The sequence below is a fragment of the Mycolicibacterium obuense genome (assembly GCF_055397605.1).
Map to the genome: position 1 here is coordinate 4,245,351 of NZ_AP043663.1, position 20,589 is coordinate 4,265,939.

24 protein-coding genes are annotated in these 20,589 nt (G+C 64.9%); 11 read left to right on the forward strand and 13 right to left on the reverse strand.

Annotation, left to right across the window (positions count from 1 at the left end; genetic code table 11):
- Nucleotides 1-252: 252 nt before the first annotated feature.
- The 4 genes from ACZ50N_RS20265 to ACZ50N_RS20280 all read left to right on the forward strand — a co-directional run bounded on the left by ACZ50N_RS20265 (nt 253) and on the right by ACZ50N_RS20280 (nt 6,290).
- On the forward strand, nt 253-2,121 hold the full coding sequence (locus ACZ50N_RS20265) for an ATP-dependent nuclease (protein ID WP_134055722.1): 1,869 nt from the start codon (nt 253-255) through the stop codon (nt 2,119-2,121).
- Between the two features lie 43 nt (nt 2,122-2,164).
- Nucleotides 2,165-3,604, forward strand: coding sequence for a UvrD-helicase domain-containing protein (locus tag ACZ50N_RS20270; RefSeq protein WP_464473617.1), 1,440 nt, complete (start codon nt 2,165-2,167; stop codon nt 3,602-3,604).
- Between the two features lie 418 nt (nt 3,605-4,022).
- A complete protein-coding gene (locus ACZ50N_RS20275; protein ID WP_464473618.1) occupies nt 4,023-4,634 on the forward strand; it encodes a TetR/AcrR family transcriptional regulator in 612 nt (203 codons plus the stop codon).
- A gap of 84 nt (nt 4,635-4,718) precedes the next feature.
- Nucleotides 4,719-6,290: an MFS transporter gene (locus ACZ50N_RS20280; protein WP_464473619.1), complete on the forward strand. Its 1,572-nt coding sequence runs from the start codon at nt 4,719-4,721 to the stop codon at nt 6,288-6,290.
- Between the two features lie 250 nt (nt 6,291-6,540).
- Here the strand turns inward: ACZ50N_RS20280 and ACZ50N_RS20285 are convergent, their stop codons facing one another.
- From ACZ50N_RS20285 to ACZ50N_RS20300, 4 genes are all read right to left on the reverse strand, one after another.
- On the reverse strand, nt 6,541-6,897 hold the full coding sequence (locus ACZ50N_RS20285; protein ID WP_048423656.1) for a hypothetical protein: 357 nt from the start codon (nt 6,895-6,897) through the stop codon (nt 6,541-6,543).
- A gap of 96 nt (nt 6,898-6,993) precedes the next feature.
- Nucleotides 6,994-7,341: a hypothetical protein gene (locus ACZ50N_RS20290; RefSeq protein ID WP_464473620.1), complete on the reverse strand. Its 348-nt coding sequence runs from the start codon at nt 7,339-7,341 to the stop codon at nt 6,994-6,996.
- Nucleotides 7,342-7,606: 265 nt separating this feature from the next.
- A complete protein-coding gene (locus tag ACZ50N_RS20295; protein ID WP_464473621.1) occupies nt 7,607-8,761 on the reverse strand; it encodes a hypothetical protein in 1,155 nt (384 codons plus the stop codon).
- Nucleotides 8,762-8,765: 4 nt separating this feature from the next.
- Nucleotides 8,766-9,047, reverse strand: coding sequence for a type VII secretion target (locus ACZ50N_RS20300; RefSeq protein ID WP_464473622.1), 282 nt, complete (start codon nt 9,045-9,047; stop codon nt 8,766-8,768).
- 220 nt (nt 9,048-9,267) lie between these two features.
- Between ACZ50N_RS20300 and ACZ50N_RS20305 the strand changes: the two genes are divergently transcribed.
- Genes ACZ50N_RS20305 through ACZ50N_RS20315 form a run of 3 tightly spaced genes read left to right on the forward strand, consistent with a single transcriptional unit; the run spans nt 9,268 to nt 11,686 of the window.
- Nucleotides 9,268-10,125 carry an ABC transporter substrate-binding protein gene (locus tag ACZ50N_RS20305; RefSeq protein WP_464473623.1) on the forward strand — a complete coding sequence of 286 codons (858 nt, stop codon included), beginning with the start codon at nt 9,268-9,270 and terminating at the stop codon, nt 10,123-10,125.
- Nucleotides 10,122-10,949, forward strand: a complete 828-nt coding sequence (locus ACZ50N_RS20310; RefSeq protein ID WP_236728498.1) for an amino acid ABC transporter permease — start codon at nt 10,122-10,124, stop codon at nt 10,947-10,949. Before ACZ50N_RS20305 ends, ACZ50N_RS20310 begins: the two co-directional genes overlap by 4 nt.
- The gene (locus ACZ50N_RS20315) at nt 10,946-11,686 is read left to right on the forward strand and encodes an amino acid ABC transporter ATP-binding protein (RefSeq protein WP_464473624.1); all 741 of its coding nucleotides are present in this window, start codon (nt 10,946-10,948) and stop codon (nt 11,684-11,686) included. Before ACZ50N_RS20310 ends, ACZ50N_RS20315 begins: the two co-directional genes overlap by 4 nt.
- A 3-nt stretch (nt 11,687-11,689) precedes the next feature.
- Here ACZ50N_RS20315 and ACZ50N_RS20320 read toward each other — a convergent pair whose 3' ends face one another.
- Complete coding sequence (locus ACZ50N_RS20320) at nt 11,690-12,001, reverse strand: EGFR-like transmembrane domain-containing protein (RefSeq protein ID WP_048423660.1); 312 nt, start codon at nt 11,999-12,001, stop codon at nt 11,690-11,692.
- Between the two features lie 247 nt (nt 12,002-12,248).
- Between ACZ50N_RS20320 and ACZ50N_RS20325 the strand changes: the two genes are divergently transcribed.
- Entirely contained in the window at nt 12,249-12,431 is a 183-nt protein-coding gene (locus tag ACZ50N_RS20325) for a hypothetical protein (protein WP_464473625.1), read from the forward strand.
- Here ACZ50N_RS20325 and ACZ50N_RS20330 read toward each other — a convergent pair.
- The 3 genes from ACZ50N_RS20330 to ACZ50N_RS20340 form a co-directional block, all read right to left on the reverse strand.
- Nucleotides 12,428-13,249 (reverse strand): alpha/beta hydrolase, encoded by an 822-nt coding sequence (locus tag ACZ50N_RS20330; protein WP_464475685.1) that lies wholly within the window; start codon nt 13,247-13,249, stop codon nt 12,428-12,430. The genes ACZ50N_RS20325 and ACZ50N_RS20330 overlap by 4 nt on opposite strands.
- An 87-nt stretch (nt 13,250-13,336) precedes the next feature.
- Nucleotides 13,337-14,098, reverse strand: a complete 762-nt coding sequence (locus ACZ50N_RS20335; protein ID WP_464473626.1) for an SDR family NAD(P)-dependent oxidoreductase — start codon at nt 14,096-14,098, stop codon at nt 13,337-13,339.
- Nucleotides 14,099-14,106: 8 nt separating this feature from the next.
- Nucleotides 14,107-15,123: an alpha/beta fold hydrolase gene (locus tag ACZ50N_RS20340; RefSeq protein WP_464473627.1), complete on the reverse strand. Its 1,017-nt coding sequence runs from the start codon at nt 15,121-15,123 to the stop codon at nt 14,107-14,109.
- Between the two features lie 83 nt (nt 15,124-15,206).
- Here ACZ50N_RS20340 and ACZ50N_RS20345 point away from each other — a divergent pair, with 83 nt between their 5' ends.
- A complete protein-coding gene (locus ACZ50N_RS20345) occupies nt 15,207-16,121 on the forward strand; it encodes a LysR family transcriptional regulator (RefSeq protein ID WP_464473628.1) in 915 nt (304 codons plus the stop codon).
- Here ACZ50N_RS20345 and ACZ50N_RS20350 read toward each other — a convergent pair.
- From ACZ50N_RS20350 to ACZ50N_RS20365, 4 genes are all read right to left on the reverse strand, one after another.
- Nucleotides 16,096-16,353 (reverse strand): DUF7218 family protein, encoded by a 258-nt coding sequence (locus ACZ50N_RS20350; RefSeq protein WP_464470142.1) that lies wholly within the window; start codon nt 16,351-16,353, stop codon nt 16,096-16,098. The two genes, ACZ50N_RS20345 and ACZ50N_RS20350, sit on opposite strands and share 26 nt — an antisense overlap.
- Before the next feature lie 67 nt (nt 16,354-16,420).
- Entirely contained in the window at nt 16,421-17,443 is a 1,023-nt protein-coding gene (locus ACZ50N_RS20355; RefSeq protein WP_464473629.1) for a DNA topoisomerase IB, read from the reverse strand.
- A gap of 48 nt (nt 17,444-17,491) precedes the next feature.
- Complete coding sequence (locus ACZ50N_RS20360; protein WP_464473630.1) at nt 17,492-18,673, reverse strand: zinc-dependent alcohol dehydrogenase; 1,182 nt, start codon at nt 18,671-18,673, stop codon at nt 17,492-17,494.
- Nucleotides 18,674-18,707: 34 nt separating this feature from the next.
- Complete coding sequence (locus tag ACZ50N_RS20365; protein ID WP_236694272.1) at nt 18,708-19,208, reverse strand: DUF6328 family protein; 501 nt, start codon at nt 19,206-19,208, stop codon at nt 18,708-18,710.
- A 73-nt stretch (nt 19,209-19,281) separates the two neighbouring features.
- Here ACZ50N_RS20365 and ACZ50N_RS20370 point away from each other — a divergent pair, with 73 nt between their 5' ends.
- Both ACZ50N_RS20370 and ACZ50N_RS20375 read left to right on the forward strand, forming a co-directional pair.
- Nucleotides 19,282-19,557 (forward strand): DUF4235 domain-containing protein, encoded by a 276-nt coding sequence (locus tag ACZ50N_RS20370; protein ID WP_464473631.1) that lies wholly within the window; start codon nt 19,282-19,284, stop codon nt 19,555-19,557.
- 70 nt (nt 19,558-19,627) lie between these two features.
- Nucleotides 19,628-19,861, forward strand: coding sequence for a hypothetical protein (locus ACZ50N_RS20375; RefSeq protein WP_046363111.1), 234 nt, complete (start codon nt 19,628-19,630; stop codon nt 19,859-19,861).
- Between the two features lie 2 nt (nt 19,862-19,863).
- On the opposite strand, the gene ACZ50N_RS20380 is transcribed toward ACZ50N_RS20375, so the two are convergent.
- On the reverse strand, nt 19,864-20,532 hold the full coding sequence (locus ACZ50N_RS20380; RefSeq protein ID WP_464473632.1) for a hypothetical protein: 669 nt from the start codon (nt 20,530-20,532) through the stop codon (nt 19,864-19,866).
- Nucleotides 20,533-20,589: the final 57 nt, after the last annotated feature.

A 20,589-nucleotide genomic window follows, 5' to 3' on the forward strand; every position in this document is an offset into this window, starting at 1 on the left:
GCGCTCGTATTCGACCGGATCGTCTTGAAAACTCACTCGTCTAGTTTGACGTGGATTCACCTACCATCCGCAACGCCCGCTGTCTCATTTCTAGAGATGCGAGACTTTATCGGGGCGCCCCATCCCGTCTCAAAACCGCCGGTCGAGCCGTATCGTTTCCCGTCTCATGCGGCGTGTCTTGCTTCTATATAGCGCAACCCGTTTGCCGAAGCGATTAGTTTGGACTCGGTCCAAGGGGTGGAGGGGTCGCGCATGAGAATTCGACGCGTCGATATTCAAAATTTCCGCGGTATCAAGTTTGCGTCGTGGCGACTACCTAAAGAGCGTAGTTTCCTCGCTCTCATTGGCCCCGGCGACTCAACCAAGACGACGCTCCTGACGGCTATCGAGCGAACACTTCACGACCGGGCGGGTATGACGTTCGTCGACACGGACTTCTACGGCGCGAAGGTCGATGAGCCCATTCGGATCCGGGTGGCGGTGGCCGATCTGCCAGACCAGCTCATCACGATGGACACTTTTGGCACCTTCCTCTCTGGGATCGACGACGCGGGTGAGTGGTCGCACGACCCGACCAGCGAGTCCGAACGGTGCGTGATCGTGGAACTGCTCGTCGAGGCTGATCTTGAGCCAGTGTGGCAGTCCTACCGTCCGCCATTGGGCGGGCCAGACGTCCAAGAGGATGATCCGCATCCGGTGCGCTCGGCGCAACGCGCTCGGATAACTGCGTACCGCATCGACGACCGTATCGACGCGCACCTTCGTTGGTCGTCGTCATCGTCGCTGGGGAAGCTCACTTCTAAGCGCGGCAACACCAAGGCGACCTTGACTGCTGCAAACCGGGCTGCGCGGGACGCAGCCTCGGCTGCCGTCACAGATGACCTTAAAGTTCTTGCACGTGAGGTACAGGAAGCAGTGCACACCATCGGGACCGCCAGGTTCGATGATTTGAAGCCTGGACTTGATGTATCGCTGTCCAATACGCGTGGCAACCTTGCTCTGTTCGAGGGGGACGTACCACTCACCAATTTCGGACTGGGTACCCGCCGGCTAACGGGTGCTGCGACCCAACAACTCGCCAACGGAGGCTCCGCCACTCTGCTGGTCGACGAGGTGGAATACGGCCTAGAACCACACCGCCTGGTTCATCTACTTTCTTATTTAAAAAACAAAGACGCGTTTTCGCAGGTCTTCATCACCACCCATTCGCCGACCGCGTTGCGCCATCTCGAACCGGACGACCTGGCGATGGTTCGCGCGACAGCGGCTGGGACCACTTACGTTCGATCACTTGGCGATCCCCCCAGTTTGCGGCCGTTGCTCAAGACCAGCCCTGAAGCGTTTCTGTCACGGCGGATCGTGATCAATGAAGGCAAGACCGAGTACGGGGTCGTACTTCGACTCCTGCAGAAGTGGGACGACCGCCTGGAACAGGCCGTCCCCTCGGCCGCCCTAGGGGTCGTGGCGTTGGAGGGCAACGGCGGAACCGGTTCATGCAAGTGGGCGAAGGAGTTCCTCAGTGTCGGATATGAAGTCGTGCTGTTCATCGATAGCGACGATTCAAACGCGAACGCGTTAGTGTCTGACGTGCAAACACTCGGCGGAGTGGTGGTGCAGTGGCCCGACGGCGCGTGCATCGAATCAGCCGTCTGCGCGCAACTCGATGAGACGGGCCTCAACGGCTACATCGCTGCGGCACTCGAGGTCGCCGAGGACGCAGATGCCGCGAAGCAGTCGTTTAGCGACAACCTGCGCACGTACGCCGTTGTCAATTCCGTTACACCTCAAGGTGTCGAGCTTCTGGATATAAACACCTGGACAGCCGCAGGCATCGACCTGGACGCCTGCCGGTCAGCGATCGCTCTAGTGTCGAAGTCCAAAAGCTGGTTCAAGCGCGTCGACAAGGGCCAACGCCTAGGCACCTTCATCCTTGAAACCCCTTCTTTGCAGACGGGCAAGTTCAAGGCAACAATCGACCAACTCCGCGCTGCGATCTACGCAGAGTCGCTCGCCGGTCAGGCGCTCACCCAACCCCTCGATGACGACCATGCACAGTCGGAGACACGGGAGAGGCAGCCAGGTACCCACCCAGGTGCCGTATCCGGACCTGCCCATGCCTGAAGAGGTATCAACTGAATTGGCGACGGATGCAGCATCATTCGCGATGAGTCTGCCAGCCTCCGTCGAAATGCCGGCAGGCGCTGGGAAGACCCATCTGTTGGCTGCGACAACCAAGCACATCATTGATTGTGGCGGTCGCGCTTTAGTGTTAACCCACACCAACGCAGGCGTGCATGCCATCAATGCACGCCTCAAGAGATTCGGCATCACCAAGGGAGTGCAGGTCTCGACCATCGCCTCCTTCGCGTTCCGCCTCGCACGGGCCTACCCTCAGTTGGGTGGCCTGCGGGTCCCCAAATTGATGGTCCCAGCCCAGGCCCAGTATTACGTCAGCGCAGCCATCAAAGTCGCACAGAGCAGACACATCCATGCAGTGCTGCGTGCATCGTTCACTCATCTGCTGGTAGACGAGTATCAGGACTGCAGCGAGACGCAGCACGCGTTCGTATTGGCTCTTCGTGCAGCTATCCCAGCAGCCGGAGTACTTGGCGACCCATTGCAGGCCATCTTCGGCTTCAATGAACGCCTCGCCGACTGGCCGACCGTACAGACACAATTCCCATCACACCCTACGACGATCAAGCCCCACAGATGGTCCGGCCACAACGAGGCGCTTGGCAAATGGTTGTTGGAGATTCGTCCACGCATGGTCCCCGGCCACGTTGTGAGGTGGACCAACGTTGCTCTACCGGAGGGTGTGACGTTTCAGAACATCTCTGACGACCCCACGGGCGTTACGGAAGCAGCCTTGGCGACCCGCCCCGCGAACGAGACCGTGCTCATCATCGCTCCCCGTGCCAACACTGCGCGAACGATCGCAGGAGACCTTCGAGGGATATTTACCGTGATGGAGGAAATGGCCGGGAAGTACATGGCGCAGCGCCTAGAAAACCTAGCGACGATGAGCCCAATCGATTACCCGCTCTGGCTATTCGATCTGACCAAATCATGCCACTGCAACCACGGCGTCCTCGACACACAGACCCTGCGCAAACGCTACGCGAACGGGAAGTCCGCGGGCGATCTGCTCAAGGGCGGTGCTGGCGGTAGAGCCGGCGCCGAACCTGCTATCCGCGCCTTCGATTCGATCGTATCGAACCCAACCCTAGGGACTCTGGCGGCTGCAATGAGCGTCGTTCCCACATCACCAGTGCTACGACTGCATTCACACGAAGCGTGGTACGACATTCAGGCATCGATCCGTGGAGCCATAGCTCATGGAGATGACCCCGGGGTGCTGCTCGAAGAGCTTGCGAAGGTCCGTGAAGTGCTCAGGCACGCTGGGAGACGCGAACGAAGGCGCATCATCTCCCGCACCCTCTTGGTGAAGGGGCTGGAATACGATCACGTCATCATCGCGAACGTCAATGAGCATGCCAGCATCAACGATCTGTACGTGGCGTTGTCGCGCGCCAGAAAGACAATCAAAATCCTGGGAGTCAGCGACAGCCTGCAGCTGCACCAATCACCCAACGGCCGCTAAAGGCCCACGAAGCCGGCGACCGCTCCAAATCAACAGAGCTCCCGGCGCGCCGCCCGGCAGTCTCAGCAGGTTCTATCGAGACACTTCGATCCGCTCGCCGGGCGCTGCACCCAGTGTCAGGGGTCGGAGGGGTTCACTGTGCGCGGCACGAAGCCTGACGACCGAAGGCTAGATACCGCAGTACATACCGCAGTGGTTCCGTTTCACCTCGGCACTCACCAACGCTGCCAACTCCAAACTCGCAGTTCCGGGCAATATCTTCAACCGCTACCGTCTGCGTCAAACACGACAAACGTCCAATTCAGAGGATTTTAAGTCCGCTGCCTCTGCCAATTGGGCTATGGGGGCCTGCGCACTCAGAACATACTTCAGGCCGCCTTGGCCCTGATGTCGCGCACCCGATGTAAGACTGGTCAACATGGCGGCGAGCTCGTATCACCACGGCAACCTGCGTCAGGCGCTGCTCGAGCAGGCCGTCGAACTCGCTCGCGCCGGCGGCCCCGATGCCGTGGTCATGCGCGACGTTCAGCGCGCCGTCGGCGTGAGTAACGCTGCGGCATACCGTCATTACTCCGATCGTCTAGCACTTCTGGCCGCCGTCAAGGAACACGCGATGGGTCTTCTCGGCGACCAGATGCTTGACGCGCTGGCCCGCATCCCCAACCGCGGGCCGCGCGGTCCCCGCGCCGTGGCTCGTCTCCGGGCCACCGGACAGGCCTATGTTGATTTCGCCCTCGCCGAACCCGGCCTGTTCCGCGCCGCGTTCACCCCCGGCGGGCCGAGCCGCACCGACGACGCCACCCCGACGAGCCGCCATCCGTTCCACATCCTCGGCCGTTGTATCGACGACCTCGTGACCGCCGGCCTCCTCGACGAACGCAAGCGAGACGGACTCGACGAAGCGGCCTGGGCCTCGGTCCACGGCCTGTCGGTCCTCTATCTCGATGGGCCGCTGGCCACGACCGACGACACGCGCAAACAGGTGATCACCGACCGCCTGCTCGACGTCATCGGGGCGGGCATCCGCTAGCCGCCCACCCCAACATGTTGACAGCGATAACTTCCACTGTCATGCTCGACGAAGTTATCCGCGTCAACATAAGGCGGTCCCTCCATGACCTCACACGCGCTCGACCGTTCCCCGGCCGGCAGCATCACCCGCCACACGAAACGTCCCGGCGCTGTGCTGGCCGTGGTCCTCGTCGCCGCCCTGGCGATCAACGTCGAAACCACCATCGTCAATGTCGCTCTCCCCACGCTGAATTCGGCACTCGACGCCTCCACACGCGGGCTCCAGTGGATCGTCGACGCCTACAACCTGGCGTTCGCGGCACTGGTCCTGGCCGGCGGCACCATCGGCGACAAGTTCGGCCGCCGCCGCACGTTGATCACGGGCCTCGTCCTGTTCGCGGTAGCCAGCATCGGCGCAGCGCTCTGCACAACCACAGGCGAGCTCATCGCGATGCGCGTGGTGATGGGTGTGGCCTCGGCGATGATCTACCCGACCACCCTGGCAATCATCACCGACACCTTCCGCGATCCCCGTCAACGCGCGGCGGCGATCGGAGTGTGGGGCGCCGTCACCGGCCTCGGCGTGGCCATCGGCCCGATCCTGGGCGGCGCTCTGCTCGAAGTGTTCTGGTGGGGCAGCCTGTTCCTCGCGCTCGCTCCGATCGCGCTCGCCGCGGCCGTCGCGGCGCCCCTGGTGATCCCTGCCGCCAAGGACGACGCGCCGTCTCGCCTCGATCGCGGCGGACTGGTGCTGTCCGTCGTCATGCTCGCCGCGCTGGTCTACACGATCATCGAAGCTCCGGAGCGCGGTTGGACATCGCTTCCGACGTTCACCGGCTTCGTGGTGACGATCATTGCCGGCGTTGGCTTCGCGTTCTGGGAGCGCCGCCAGCGCGATCCCCTGATCGACGTCAGCCTCTTCGCCAACCTGCGTTTCAGCGCAGCCAGTGGAGCCGTCACTGTGGCGTTCTTCGCATTGTTTGGCTTCATCTTCCTGATCACGCAGTTCATGCAGTTGCTGCAAGGATTCGGCCCACTGGAGACCGGCGTCCGGATTCTCCCGGTGGCACTATCAATCGCCGTCGGCTCGGTGCTGGGCACGCGGCTTGCCGTCGGCCGGATCGGCACCAAGTTCATTGTGGCGCTGGGTCTGGTCCTGATGGCAGCGGCGTTCGCCTGGATCAGCGCAGCCGACGTGAGCATCGGCTATCCGGAGATGGCGGCCCAGATGGTCCTTCTCGGCGGCGGACTCGGCCTGACGAGCGCTCCGGCGACAGATTCCATCATGGGCGTCGTCCGGCCCGAGCAGGCCGGCGCCGGGTCGGCCGTCAACGACGCCACCCGTCAGGTCGGCGGCACCCTCGGTGTCGCCGTTCTCGGCAGCATTTTCTCCACGCTTTATCTCACGCACCTGAACGACGCTGCGACCGTGCAGATCTTGCCGGAATCAGCGCGGGACACAGCAGGCGAGGGACTGGCGCAGGGGCTCGCTGTCGCGGCACAGACGCCCGCGGCGATCGCCGACTCCGTTCGCAGCGCCGTCAGCGACGCGTTCCTGTCCGGCATGAGCGCGGGGTGCCTGACCGCGGCCGGGGTGTGCCTCGCAGGAGCGTTCTTCGTGCTCCTCGCTCTCCCCTCGCATCCGCTGGAGAAGCGGACGTCGGTGCCTGCCTGACCCACCACACCGCCAGAACGGCCAACGAGAGCCTTACCCGGCCCGAAGCTGTCGTACCGTGATCGGCGATGCGCATCACACTGGTTGAGGACGATGACGGCGTCGGTGGGGCGCTGGTCGACGCCCTCGCCGAGGTCGGCCAATGCCCGGTCCGGATGCGCCGCGGCAGTGTCAGACCCCAGGGTCACAGCAACGACTTCACTGAGATTTCATGCCACCGATAACCCGCACGTCTGCTTGCTGACGCAGACTAGACATACTCGTCTCGCGACAGCACCAACGTATCTACGGGCTGCGAGATGTCAACGTACTGGTGGCCGGGTCGACCTCCGTCCGAGAGAGACTTGAGAGCGTCGATCATTTCGCCAACCTTGGCCTGGTCAAGTCTCCAGTGAACGCGGCGCTCCTCCAGATCAACAGCAGATTGCCCCGATGCAATGGAGAATTGGTGGCGGCAACCGGCCTGATCGAACTCCCAACTTCCCTGTCGCTGAGCACCTTCCAGAGCGACAGTAAACTCTGCAACACCATCACCATCCATAGCCACCAACACGACATCATCGCCGAGCATGAACTCCTCGGCGAGTTCAACGCGAATGATGCTCATAGCCTCTCCCCTCATAAATGTCTCTCCTCATATCAAGAATCTCGGCGCTGGACTTCGCGCTCTGAACAATCTCTCGCCCGCGGCAGGTCGTTACTCTCACGACAAAACCTTCATCATTGCCGAGTGGATCTGATCGTCCATGTTGAAAAGTTCGCGCTCCGTTTTGTCGTTAGCCTCAGCCGCAAGAAACATGTTGTGCTCCACCAGGGCACCGCGAGTTCCCCCCTGTTCGCTATCGCAGCCAATATCGCGCTTCTGTACCAAGTACGCGGTGAATCGCGAGCGCAGGCGCCGCCCTCCGATTGTGACCTCGCCGGCGGCGGAAGCTGCGGCGACACACAGCTCGGGGTGTGCCGGCATGGCCATCGCGCGACGATCTATGTTGAGGGCACCAGCGATGCGCAAGGTGGCGTCTACGCGCGCCTCAACGAGCTCAGTGGGCACTCGCCCTGTGAACGTAAACAGATTCAGAACTCCGCACCCGTCCCACGCGGAACCGTACACATTGCTGGACAATAGGATTCGTGTTGGTGTTGGAGCCGCTGCGGTTCGGCCGATAGTCCAACCCTCTGGCGGGAGCGGTAGGTCAGGGAACCACGTGGGCAACTCATGGCCGCCGACCAGAGTCACGGCGCGGGCGTGTCGACCCAGGCTGTCGGATAATGACGGGATCGCATCTGCTGTGCGGCGAATATCGGACATCAGACGATCAGTTCTGTACGAAAATCATGTAGAGCAACGCAATCAGGCCACCGCCGGCCACAACACCCGTGCCGGCCGCACCAGCCTTTTCCAAGTCCTGGGGGTTGGGTGCGTCGATGTTGACGTCTGGCCAGAAGTCGGGCAGCCCCACAGGAGGCGCCGGTTCCCAAGGCGACGGGCTAGAGATGCCCACTTCAGGAAATGGAGCCAGCAATGGGTTTTGAGGCGGACCCACAATCTGGTGCGTCGCCGGATTATCCAGCCAGGGAGGTAGGCCGCTGATCACCGGGTTTTCTTTCACGGGTGGCAGATCGCCAATCGGTACGTTGCCCCAAGGGGAGTTCGGAGCATTGTGCGGATTGAAGTCCCAATGAGGGTTGTGGTACTTGTCGCCGGGAAAGTATCGCCACTCGCCTCCCGTTTCATCCCACAGACTCTGTCCGCCCTTCCCCGCTTCACTGGGACGACTCGCCGGTCCGGGCGTAAGGTCACCCGCTACAGGGGGTTCCACCCCCTCCGGCGGCAGACCTCGCGGCGGCTTGGGTCCGGGTGGTTCTGGAGGCGGTGGTGCCTCTCTGAAATCGATTGCATGTACAGCACGGTCTTCGCTGGATTGCGTTGGGGATTCGATGAAGGTCAGGTCAGCCAAGCCTGCGGTAGCGGCAACGATCTGATAAGACACCTTCTGATCGAGGGCGAGCAGTGCCGTCGCCTTTGTTCGAATGTCAGTAGCGAAGCTCTGCGCTTGAGCTTGACGAGCGGCATATTCCGCGAGCGTCGACGATGCTTGCTTGTCTGTGACACTTAGGTCCTCGCCGACGGTAAATCCCTGCGCATGCGCCTCACCGACCGCGTGGAGTGTCTGGCGCTTCGCGGAGTCGATCTCGTCAGCGGCCGTACTGGCTGCCGCCGATGCAACGCGCAGATCGTCGACGGCACCGCGTACTGTGACCCGGTCGTCTGCCGCTCGTGTCTGCGCAGCTTCGGCGCCCCCGCCTCGCCACAGCAAACCACCCGGATTTGGCATCTCTCGAGCGACACTTTCAAATGCGTCTTGCCAGTTGTCCGCTGCGTTGCTCCAATTCGTCGCAGCCTCGCGAAGGTGCGCAGTTTCCCACGCCGCGATCTGGGACAGACTGGGGAACGGGCCAGTGGCTGGCATACGTCTAGAGTCCTACTGTCTGTATCGCAGCCGCGCTCGCCCCATCCTGGGTCTCGTACGCAGCCGAGCTGGCAGATAGTTTGTCCGCTGTCGCTCTCATGCGAGTGGCGAGGCTGTGCGCCGCAGTCCTCACGGCTGTATGGGCAGTGTCGACTGCAACCACGCTCGGTTGAAAGGAGCTGCCCGAAGTGTCTGGCGCCGGCTGAGGGTCTATCTCGACAGCCAGGGTCTCACAACGCGCTGCCAAAGAACTCAGTCCTGCTGCCTCGACATGAACAATCTCCACCCTGGAAGTCTAAGTAGCACCGCTGAGGTCCCTAGGCACCAAGTTCACGACGTGAAGGTCGCCATATTGAATCACTGGCACCCTCCAGCTACTTTTTCGAATAGCCGTGGTGGCTCGACCCTGGACAAAGAGCTGGATTGCAGTAATGCCGGGGTGCGCGATCCAATCACCTCGCACCGATCCGTAGCGTCCGGCGGCCGAATGCGCGATGATGCCGCGCATGCATCGCCTCACTGGTGTCCTCTGCGCGCTCGCCCTCGTCCCCGCGGCCATGACCGCCTGCGCCCCGGCCGACGAGCAGCCTGCCGCCTCGTCGTCGGCGTCGGCCAGCGCCGACACGTGCACCAAGGACAACCTCAAGACGCTGAAGCCGGGCACGTTCACCGTCGCCACCGACCAGCCCGCCTACGCGCCCTGGTTCTCCGATGACGACCCCGCCAACGGCAAGGGCTTCGAGTCGGCGGTCGCCTACGCCGTGGCCAACGAGCTGGGCTACGCCAAGGAGAACGTCACCTGGATTCGCGTCCCCTTCAACGCGGCAATCGCGCCCGGGCCCAAGCAGTTCGACGCCGACCTCAACGAGTTCTCGATCACCGAGGAACGCAAGCAGGCCGTCGACTTCTCCTCCCCCTACTACGACGTCACCCAGACCGTCGTCGCGCTGAAGTCCTCGCCCGCAGCCAATGTCACCACCCTCGAAGGCCTCAAGGGACTCAAGCTTGGCGCGCAGGTGGGCTCCACCAGCTACACGGCCGCGCAGAAGATCGACCCCGGCGTGGCGGTGTTCAACAACAACGACGACGCCAAAGCCGCGCTCTCCAACGGGCAGATCGACGGCCTCGTCGTCGACCTGCCCACTGCGTTCCAGATCCAGGCCGAGCTCACCGACGGCAAGATCGTCGGGCAGCTGCCGGCCGGCTCGGACAAGCCCGAACAGTTCGGGATCGTCCTCGACAAAGGCAGCCCATTGACGGCGTGCGTCTCCCGCGCCGTCGACGAGCTTCGTGACCGCGGTGAACTCGCCGAGCTGCAGAGGACCTGGCTCGCCCAGGCGGGGAACGCACCGGTCCTGTCGTGACGACCGTCGGCATCGACCGCGTCGCCTACCGGCAGGCGCGGGCGCGCCGCTCGACGCTCGTGGCGCTGCTGTCGACGGTCGTGTTCGCCGCGGTGCTGCTGTTCGCGGTCACCTCGGCGCCGGGCTGGCCGCGGGTGCGCGATTCCTTCTTCAACCTGCGCATCGGGTGGGACAGCCTGCCCGCTCTGTTGTCCGGCCTGTGGCTGAACATCCGCGTGCTCATCGTCTGCCAGATCCTTGTGCTCGTCGTCGGTCTCACCCTGGCCGCACTGCGCACTCTGCGCGGGCCTGTGTGGTTTCCGTTGCGCGCCTTGGCCACCGGCTACGTCGACCTGTTCCGCGGTCTGCCGCTGCTCATCTGCCTCTACCTCGTCGGATTCGGCCTGCCGGGGCTGCGTCTCACCGGACTGCCCACCAGCCCGGTAATCCTGGGCGGACTCGCGCTGGTGCTGGTGTACTCGGCCTACGTCGCCGAAGTCCTCCGCGCCGGAATCGAATCCGTGCACCCGTCGCAGTTCGCCGCGGCCCGCTCGCTGGGCCTGACCTACCGCCAGACCATGCGCCTGGTGGTGCTCCCCCAGGCAACCCGCCGGGTCACCCCCGCACTACTCAACGACTTCGTCGCGCTCCAGAAAGACTGCGGGCTCATCTCCGTGCTCGGCGCGGTCGATGCCGTGCGCGCCGCGCAGATCCAGTCCGCCACCACTTACAACTTCACCCCGTACGTGGTGGCCGGCCTGTTGTTCGTCGCGCTCGCAGTACCGTCGGCGCGGTTGGCCGACTGGGCCGCCCGGCGCTCCGCGACACGGCAGGGCGCACTGTGACCCCGCTGCTTCAAATCCAGGGCCTGGTCAAGGCATATCACGACCGCGCCGTATTGGCCGGGGTCGATCTCGACGTGAACGACCATGAGGTCGTGGTGCTCATCGGTGCGTCCGGCTCGGGCAAGTCGACGCTGCTGCGCTGCGTCGACCTGCTCGAAGACATCGACGACGGTCGAATCCTGTTGGCCGGCCGCGACATCAGCGATCCGCGCATCAATGCCGAAGAGGCACGTCAGGCGGTCGGAATGGTCTTTCAGTCGTTCAACCTGTTCCCGCACATGACCGCGCTCGCTAACGTCGCCCTCGCTCCGCGGGTCGTCCACGGCAACAGCCGCCGCGACGCCGAGCACCGGGCCCGCGAACTCCTGGCCCGCGTCGGCCTGGAGTCACACGCAGACTCGTACCCCGACAAGCTCTCCGGTGGTCAACAGCAGCGCGTGGCGATAGCCCGTGCGCTCGCCTACGAGCCGAAACTGCTGCTGCTCGACGAGATCACGAGCGCCCTGGACCCGGAACTGGTGGGCGAGGTGCTGACCCTGGTGGGTGAACTCGCGGCGTCGGGAGCCACGATCGTGATGGCCACCCACGAGATGGCCTTCGCCCGCGACGTGGCCGACCGGGTGTGTTTCCTCGACGGCGGTCAGATCGTCGAATCCGGTTCGGCCGCGGCTGTATTGGACAGTCCACGCGAAGAGCGAACGAAGCAGTTCCTGAAGCGTTTCACCTCGGGTCGCTGAACCTCAGGCTGTCGGCGGTTCGTAGGGGACCTCGGGATGCTCTCGGTACCACTGTTCGGTCTTCGCGACCACCTTCTGGTGGCGATACCTGATCCAGGCAAGTCCGGCGCCGGCCAGCACCACCGCCAGGATCACCCCGATCACCCCGGTGGTCCGCGATCCGTTGGCGAACGAGAAAAGGGCAATCACCAACGACAGCACCCCGAGTCCAACCCCGATCAAACCTACGGCGTTCTTTCCCGCCTTCATCGTCTCGCCCGCGTACTGGCGATAGGTACGGGCGTGGTCTACAGGATCTCTTGATGTATCGGGCATCATCACTCCTTTCACAGGCGAGTGGCGTGTGCGCGCACGGCGCGGAAGCCACTTTCGGCCATGCAGGAGCGTTGCCCATGGGTCCTACCGACAAACGGCATGCCGCGACCGGTCACAACTCAGTCATCGTTTCCACGCGCGGTCGCGCCACGTGCGTGTGGAGATATCCGCTCTGTGACCGGTCAAACCCTCGGGTTTGATTTCGCACCGCTCGGGCATGCCGTGCGGAACCGATCAGGAGGCAGCAATGAGCAATCCGGAATCCGAAAAGGCCGAGTCAGACATCGAACCCGACCCCAAGGTGGCCGGCTCACGCGCCAGTGAAGGCGACGACGACCAGGCCGACGGTCCGTACGTGGGTCGCGCCGGCTCCGATGACGACATCGACACCCAGGAGTCCGGCGCAGAAGCGCGCGCCCAGCAGGACTAGCGCGTCCCGACGCGCGCGACGTGCTCGGCGATCTGCGCGTACACCCGTTCCGTGACAGCCGCATCGTCGCTCATGATGTTGTAGCCGTGGTCCACACCGGACACCTCGATGTAGTCGGCCAGTGACCCCGCCGCGGCCAGCCTGTCGGCGTACCACCGCGCCTCGTCGCGAAGCCGGTCGAATTCCGCGGTCACCACCACCGCAGGAGCGATACCGACGATGTCGTCGGCATTCGCACCCCAGGCAGGTGACACCAATCGGTCGCGTCGGCGTGACCGGTCCGGGGTGTAGGCGTTATCGAACACCTGCCCCATCCACGGCTTCATCACCGCTCGCGAGCCCAGCGGTGAAGGCTTGTCCCCCACCGCGGTGACGAGATTCAATGGTGCATAGTGCAACACCTGCAATCCGATCTCCGGACCCGCGTTCTCGAGTGCCTGACGCGCAGCCGAGGCGGCCAGATTCCCGCCGGCGCTCTGACCACCCACCGACAACCGTGCACCGTCCCAGTCTCGCGCTGGGTCGGCGGCCCAGCGCACGACGTCGTAAATCTGTTCCGCCGCAACGGGAAAGCGATACTGTGGCGCGAGCAGGTAATCGGTGTTGACGACCACCACGCCCGCGGCCTCTGCCAGATACCTGCACCACGGATCATCCTGCTCGCGGTGCCCCACGACGAAGCCCCCGCCGTGGATGTTGACGTATACCGGCGGGCGGTGTACCCGCGGGTCCGGCCGGTACACGGTCGCGGCAACGGGACCGTGCCGCGTGGGGACGATGATCAGCGACGTGCGACCCACGATGTCGGGAAATCGCACCGCCGGCTTCGGGGCGGGGTTGACCGTCGCGGCGAACAGCCGCGCCAGCGGATCGGTGAAGACGTGATGCACGACGAGTCCTTCGGGTCAGACCGCCGCGAATCCGCCGTCGACGGACAAGATCGCGCCGTGGATGTTGGAGGCGTGCGGTCCGGCGAGAAACAGGACCGCGTCCGCGACTTCGTCGATGGTGCTCATCCGATTCGACGGTACCCGGGCCAGCACCGGGTTGACTGCGTCACCGAACTCCACCATGCGCTCGGTGGCGATGGGTCCGGGCGCCACCGCGTTGACCCGCACACCCGAGGGTCCGTACTCGTCGGCCCACGACTTCGTCAGCAGGTGCACGCTGGCCTTGGTCGCACCGTAGAGCGCTGAGCCTGATGCGCCGAACAGTGCGCTGATCGAACCGATGTTGACGATGGCTCCGTGGCCCCGCTGCGCCATCGCCGGGGCGAGGCGGCCTGTCAGCAGGAATGGGGCCGTGACGCTGACCGCGAACGCGTCGCTGATCTCGTCGGCGGTCACATCCGCCGTCGGGGTCGGAAACACAAGCGTGGCAACGTTGTTGACGAGGATGTCGGGCACTCCACCGAAAATCTCGGTGGCTGCGGAGGCCACGCCGGCGGCGGCCCGGGCGGGGTCGGCGAAGTCTGCACGGATGAAATCGGCCCGCCCGCCAACGGATCGGACCCGCGCGACGACCTCGTCGCCGCGGCTGCGGGTACGTCCGGTGATCACGACGTGCGCGCCGGCGGCTGCCAGCGTCGCCGCGATGCCTGCGCCCAGTCCGGACGTCGAGCCGGTCACCACAGCGGTGCGGCCGGTCAGATCGGTTGATGTGGTCATGGTGTTCCTCACTTCTGGCGGGTCGCGTCGGCGATCGCCGACGCGAAGTCTCGGGGCGCTTCCTGCGGCACGTTGTGTCCGATGCCGTCGAGGACGCGGTGCTGATAGGGGCCGGTGTAGAGCTTTCGGTAGGCCGCACCGTTCTTGGCGGGGCCATCGAAGTCGGAGCTGATCGTGATGGTGGGCACGGTGATCGCCGGCATGGCGGCCAGCCGCCGCTCGTCGTCGTCGTAGCGGGCTTCACCGTCGGCCAGGCTGAGGCGCCACCGATAGTTGTGGATCACGATGTCGGTGTGGTCCGGATTGGTGAACGCGGCGGCCGACAGGTCGTAGGTGGAGTCGTCGAAGTGCCACAGCGGGGAAGCGTTACGCCAGATGAGCTTGTTGAAATCTGCTGTGTTACTTCGATATCCACGCTCGCCGCGCTCGGTGGCGAAGTAGTACTGGTACCACCAGCCGTATTCGGCCTGCGGAGCGAGCGGTGCCAGGTTGGCCTCGCGACTGACGATGATGTAGCCGCTGACCGCGACCAGCGCGGTGCATCGCTGCGGCCACAGCGCGGCAACGACATTGGCGGTGCGACCGCCCCAGTCATACCCGCCGAGGATGGCGGCGGGAATGTCGAGCGCATCCATCAGCGCGATGACATCGCGCGCCAGCGCCGCCTGCTGTCCGTTGCGGGCGGTGCGATCGGACAGGAAGCGGGTGCTGCCGAAGCCGCGCAGGAAAGGCACGATGACGCGAAAACCCTGCCCGGCCAGAATCGCGGTCACGTCGGCGTAGCTGTGGATGTCGTAGGGCCACCCGTGCAACAGGATGACGGGCTGACCATCCCGCGGCCCGGCGTCGACATAGCCGACGCCGAGGTCACCGGCTGCGATCTGCCGGACCGGGCCGAGAGCGTGCGTGGGCGCTGGTGGCGGGGTCGCGCCGGCCGGCGTCGACGAACACGCGGCCAGCGTCGCCGCCCCCGCTGCGGCCGTCACCAGAAAACCGAACTGCCGCCTGCTCACTCCGTCACTCATGCATCCATGACAACGCAGTCAAGCAATCAATGCCAACGATAGATTTAGATCATTGTCATCAACAGATGAGATAGCTTGGCTCGATGGAGTTCCGTCAACTCGAGCACTTCCTCGCCGTCGCCGGCGAGATGAGCTTCACCCGCGCCGCCGAGCGCGCACACGTCGTGCAGTCGGCGCTGTCGACCTCGGTGGCCAAACTGGAACGGGAACTCGGAGTCGCGCTGTTCGACCGCTCCCGGCAGAAGATCACCCTCACCCCCGCCGGAGAACGGTTCCACACCCACGCCCACGACGTGCTGCGCGCCGGCCGGGCAGCCGTCGATTCGGTCGGCGAGTTTCGCGGCTCGCTGGTGGGCACCGTCGAATTCGGTTCACTCATCGCATTCGGGCCGCTGGACGTCGCGGGTGCTCTCGGGCAGTTCCATCGGCGGCATCCACACGTTCGACTTCGGTTGCGGCTGAGCCAAACCGGCGCGTCGTCCTATCTGTCGGCGCTGCTCGAGGGGTCCCTGGACCTCGCGCTGGTGTCAGTGCCGGATCGCTTCCCCGCACCGTTGACGCTGCAGAAATTGTTCGACGATCCGCTGGTGTTCGTCTGCCGCGGCGATCATGCGGTCGCCGATCGGCGCAAAGTCTTGATCGATGACCTCAGCGAAGAGGATCTGATCGGCTTCCCGCCGGGCTTCGGTCTGCGCCGCCTCGTCGACGACGCGTTTCACGCCGCAGGACGCGAAGCGCGCACGCTGTACGAGGTACCGGCGGGCTTCCATGCCGTAGCAGATTTGGTCGGCAGTGGGCTGGGAACCGCGTTCATGCCGCGGTCGGAAGCATCACGCTTCCCCGCGCTGCGAACCGTCGATCTCGCGGAGCCGGTGCTGTGGACGGTGTACCTGGCTTCGCCTGCGCGAGGGCGCATGACACCTCCCGCCGCGCAGCTGGCTCAGGCACTGCTGGACGCGGTGGGCGGGCCGATCAGTGGTTACGCAGTTCCGAGATGAGCTTGTTCTTGGTCAACCGCGAATACCCGCTCAGCCCCAGCTCTTTGGCGCGCTTCTTCAGCTCGTCGACGCTCCAGTCGTCATAGGACCCCGAGCGGCCGCCCTTTCTGCCGACCGCAGACGCACCGCGCGCGGCCGCTGCGTTCGCGATGCGGGCCGCTTTCTCTTTGGAGTTTCCCTCACGACGGAGATCCTCGTACAGCTTCTCGTTCTTGATCGATGAGTTCGGCATCGCAACGATCCTCCTTCGACGTCGTCAATGACGAGAGGATTTCCGCGCACGTCGGCCGCCAAACACCTCACTTGCTCTTCGCGACCCTCCGGATCAGCTGGCGGGTGGCCTTCTCCATCAGCTCCTGCGCCTTGTCGAGGTCGCGCATCGTCTCGGCCCGCTTGGTCGCCGAAGCGATCGTCAACCCGTTCTCGTATCCGGTGACCACCCGCGGATCGACGTAGGAGGCCCTGGCGACGGCGGGGGTGTTCCCCAACTCGCCCGACACCTCCTTCATCACCGCCGACGTCTCCCGCTTGATCGCCGTCTTGGAGGTGGGCGGCTTTGCGGCCGCGAATGCCGTCGCGGCCAGCACCGTGCCGTGCCAGGTCCGCAGATCCTTGACCGTGAACTCTGCGCCGACGATCTCTTTGAATCGCGCATTCAGATCGTCGGCCTTGACGTCGACCCAGCCGCTGTTTCCGCTGCGGCACACCAGAAGCCGCTCGGTGCGCTCGGTGCGCCGCATCAGCGAGCGGACGGCGCGCACCACCTCCGGGTCGTCTATCTCGACGGTGCGCTGCACCCCGTGCTTCGCCGGATAGTCGAACTCGACCGCATCTTTCTTCAGGGTCACGTGCTTGCACAGCAGCGTCGCCAAGCCGTAGTGCTCGAACTCTTCGGCCGACTGCTCTCCGCCCGCACGGAAGTACCCGCGGTCCAAGAGTTGCAGAGCCAGCCCCAGCACGCGATCGCGAGTCAGCCCGCGCCCAGCCAGATCCCGCGCGATCTGCGATCGCCACTCCGGCAGCCGCGTCGACATCTCCAGCACCCGGTCGAACTTCTCCTCGGCTCGTTCCTGCTGCCACCGCTCGTGGTACAGGTACTGACGCCGGCCCGCAGCGTCGACGCCGACCGCCTGGATGTGGCCGTTCGGCCGTGGGCTGATCCAGACCTTCTTCCACGCCGGCGGAATCACCAGATCTTTGATCCGCTGCGCGGTGTCGGGATCGGCGAGGAGCTCGCCGTCGGGCCCGTAGTAGGCGAAACCCTTGCCCCGTCTCTTACGGACGATCCCCGGCGTGTCCAGTTTGCTTCGTGCCAGCCGCATCGTGATGTGCCCCTTGTTGCCAACCCAACGTCAGCCCGGGATACCCACTCAGGGTTGCAGGATCACCTTGACCGCACCGTCCTGCTTCTTCTGGAAGATGTCGTAGGCGTGCGGCGCCTGATCGAGCGGCAGGACGTGGGTGGCGAACGAGTCGACGCCCAACGGGTCCGCATCGGTCAACAGCGGCATGATGTCGTCGACCCACTTCTTGACGTTGGCCTGTCCCATCCGCAGCTGAATCTGCTTGTCGAACAACGTCAGCATCGGCATCGGGTCCGCCATGCCGCCGTACACGCCGCTCAGCGAGATCGTCCCGCCGCGGCGCACACAATCGATCGCCGAGTACAGCGCACCGAGCCGGTCGACGCCGGCCTTCTGCATGAACGGTTTCGCGACGACATCGGGCAGGAACGCGGCGGCTGTCTGGGCGGCCTGCGCGACGGGCGAGCCGTGCGCCTCCATACCCACCGCATCGATCACCGAGTCAGTGCCCCGTCCGTCGGTCAGATCACGCACCGCATCGCCGACCGAACCGCTGAGCCCGGCCATGTCGATGGTCTCGATGCCGCGGGCGGTGGCGCGAGCCAACCGCTCTGGGACACGGTCGACAGCGATCACCCGGTAGCCGAGGTGGGTGGCGATGCGCGCAGCCATGTCGCCGATCGGACCCAGACCGAGCACGGTCACCGATCCGCCGTCGGGAATGCCCGCATACGCCACGCCCTGCCAGGCGGTGGGTAGCACGTCGGACAGGTAGACGAACCGCGAATCAGGAGGTCCCTCCGGCACTTTGATGTGGGTGAACTGAGCCTGCGGGATGCGTAGGTACTCGGCCTGACCGCCCGGCACCTCACCGTAGAGCTCGGAGTAGCCGAACAGCGCGGCCCCCATCCCCTGCTCGCGGACCTGTGTCGTCTCGCACTGCGTGTAGAGCTGCTCGTCGCACATGAAGCAGTGACCGCACGAAATCTGGAACGGCACCACGATCCGATCACCCACCGCGAGATCGGACACGCCTGCGCCGACCTCGCGGACCACGCCCATCGCTTCGTGGCCGAGGATGTCACCGGCGTTCATGAACGCACCGAGCACCTCGTAGAGGTGAAGGTCCGAGCCGCAGATGTTGGTGGACGTCACCTCGATGATCGCGTCCGTCGGCTCCTGGATACGGGGGTCTTCCACGGTGTCGACGCGCACATCGCGCCGCCCGTGCCAAGTGACTGCCTTCATGCCACCTGCCGTACCCGGGCAGGTGCGGCGCAAACTACGGGTCGGTACGGCGTAGCGCGAGCGGCAACGCCACCCAGAACGACGCGAACAGCACCAGCGCGGCCACCCCGGCGATCAGCGCGGCGGTCAACCCGGCGACGGCATCGAAGATGATGACCGTCATGCCGGTGACCGCGACACCGAGCAACAGCAGACCGGCGAAGGCGCAGCGGTGCGCCGCGGTGACCAACGTCTCGAGGCGATGGCGTCGGAACAGCAGGCGGTGCATACCGACCGGGGCTATCAGCAGTGCCGTGGACAACACCGCCGCGCTCACCGTCGCCAGATAGACCACCTGCATCTTCTGGCCCAGCATCGTGAACCGCTGCTGGAACGGCAGCGTCAGCAAGAATCCGGTGAGTAGCTGCACGCCGGTCTGCACGACCCGCAGCTCCTGCAGCAGACTGGTCCAATTGCGGTCCAGCCGTTGGATTTCCGTCTCATGACGGGCTCGCCTGTCCCACCCTCCGTCGTCGTCGAGAGGATGTGCGTTCACGGGTCGATCTTCGCACCCGCGCATCAGCGTCGTACGGAGTTTGGTTACGGCGAGCTCGGGTAATCACCGGCCCATGAGCAGGCTGTCGAGGAAGTTGTACACCCCGCTGTCGGTGGCCACCGGTGTCGGCGGCGGCTTGCTGGCAGGCCAGATCTTCGGCCAGATCTGGAAGCGGGTCGGCCAGAACGATTCCGAACCCCCTGATCCCAAAGACCTCAGCTACTCGACGTCGTCGGTGCTGATCGCCGGCGCCATCCAAGGCCTGATCGTCGGGTTGGTCCGGGCGAGCCTGCAGCGGGCCGGGGCTCGGGGCTATCTGGCGCTGACCAATGAGCCGCCGCCCGGCTGAGTAGTGAACTCATAGCTTTTCCACAGCTATCGATAGGCATGTTCTCAGTCGCTGATCGGACCGTAGAGGCATGTCTCGCTCGATCGACACCCGCCTGCTCGGGTGTGCAGCTGTGCTCGCGTTTCCCGCCAGCCTCGCGGTGATGCTGATGGCGACCCCGGGCGCCCCGCTCTTGTATTGGACCGTGTCGGCGTTCGCGTTGGTGATCGCCCTGGCCGTGCTCGTCGCCGGCGAGCGCGCGTGGGAAGACACCGTCGCGAAGGCCCAGGCCGCCGGCCTGGTGGCCAGCGAACCCGGGCACTGAGGTCACGTCGCGGGGCCGAGCATCACCGACGGCCGCGGCAGACGCCACCGCGCGCATCCGTCGGTGAGCGCACCGTCGACCTCCGCGGCCACCGCCGCGCTGAACTGTCCACCGCCGTAGACCCAGTCGGAGGCGTCCCCGCCGCCGAGGCTGATCCGCCCCAACGGCAGCCCGCAGGTACGCAGCACCGCGGTGCGGCACAGCAGCCGCTCGGCCGCTGTCCCCCACTCCACCGCGCCCGCGGAGTCGTCCACGTCGGCGTGTAATCCGACGACCTGGAGCCGGCGTTCGCCGATCACAGCCGGCCCGCGGTCGTCGAGGTAGACGGCGATGCCGGGGTGGCCGACCGACGCCAGCACGTCGACGTGCCGCTCGGTGGCGACCAGGAACCGCGTCACCCCGCCCGCGACCGCGGCCCGGATCAGCGACGTGGTCGCGTCACACCGCAGCATGACGTGTTCGGCCCCGATGCCGCAGGTTCCGGTCAGCGCGAGATCGCCGGCGCTGGCGGCCAACACGGTGATGCCGTGGGCGCGTACCCAGCCGGCCACCGCCGGATCGATCAGCGCCCGCGCGGGCACGCTGGGAGTGGACATCGGCAGCCGGCGCCGCATGCCCCGGATCGTCGACGGCAGGTGGTGGGCGGGACGGGGAACGTCGAGAACGGCCATGTCCCCGGTCTACGCCGTCGCGAACCACCCGAACGCGATCCTTGCGACATCTTGACG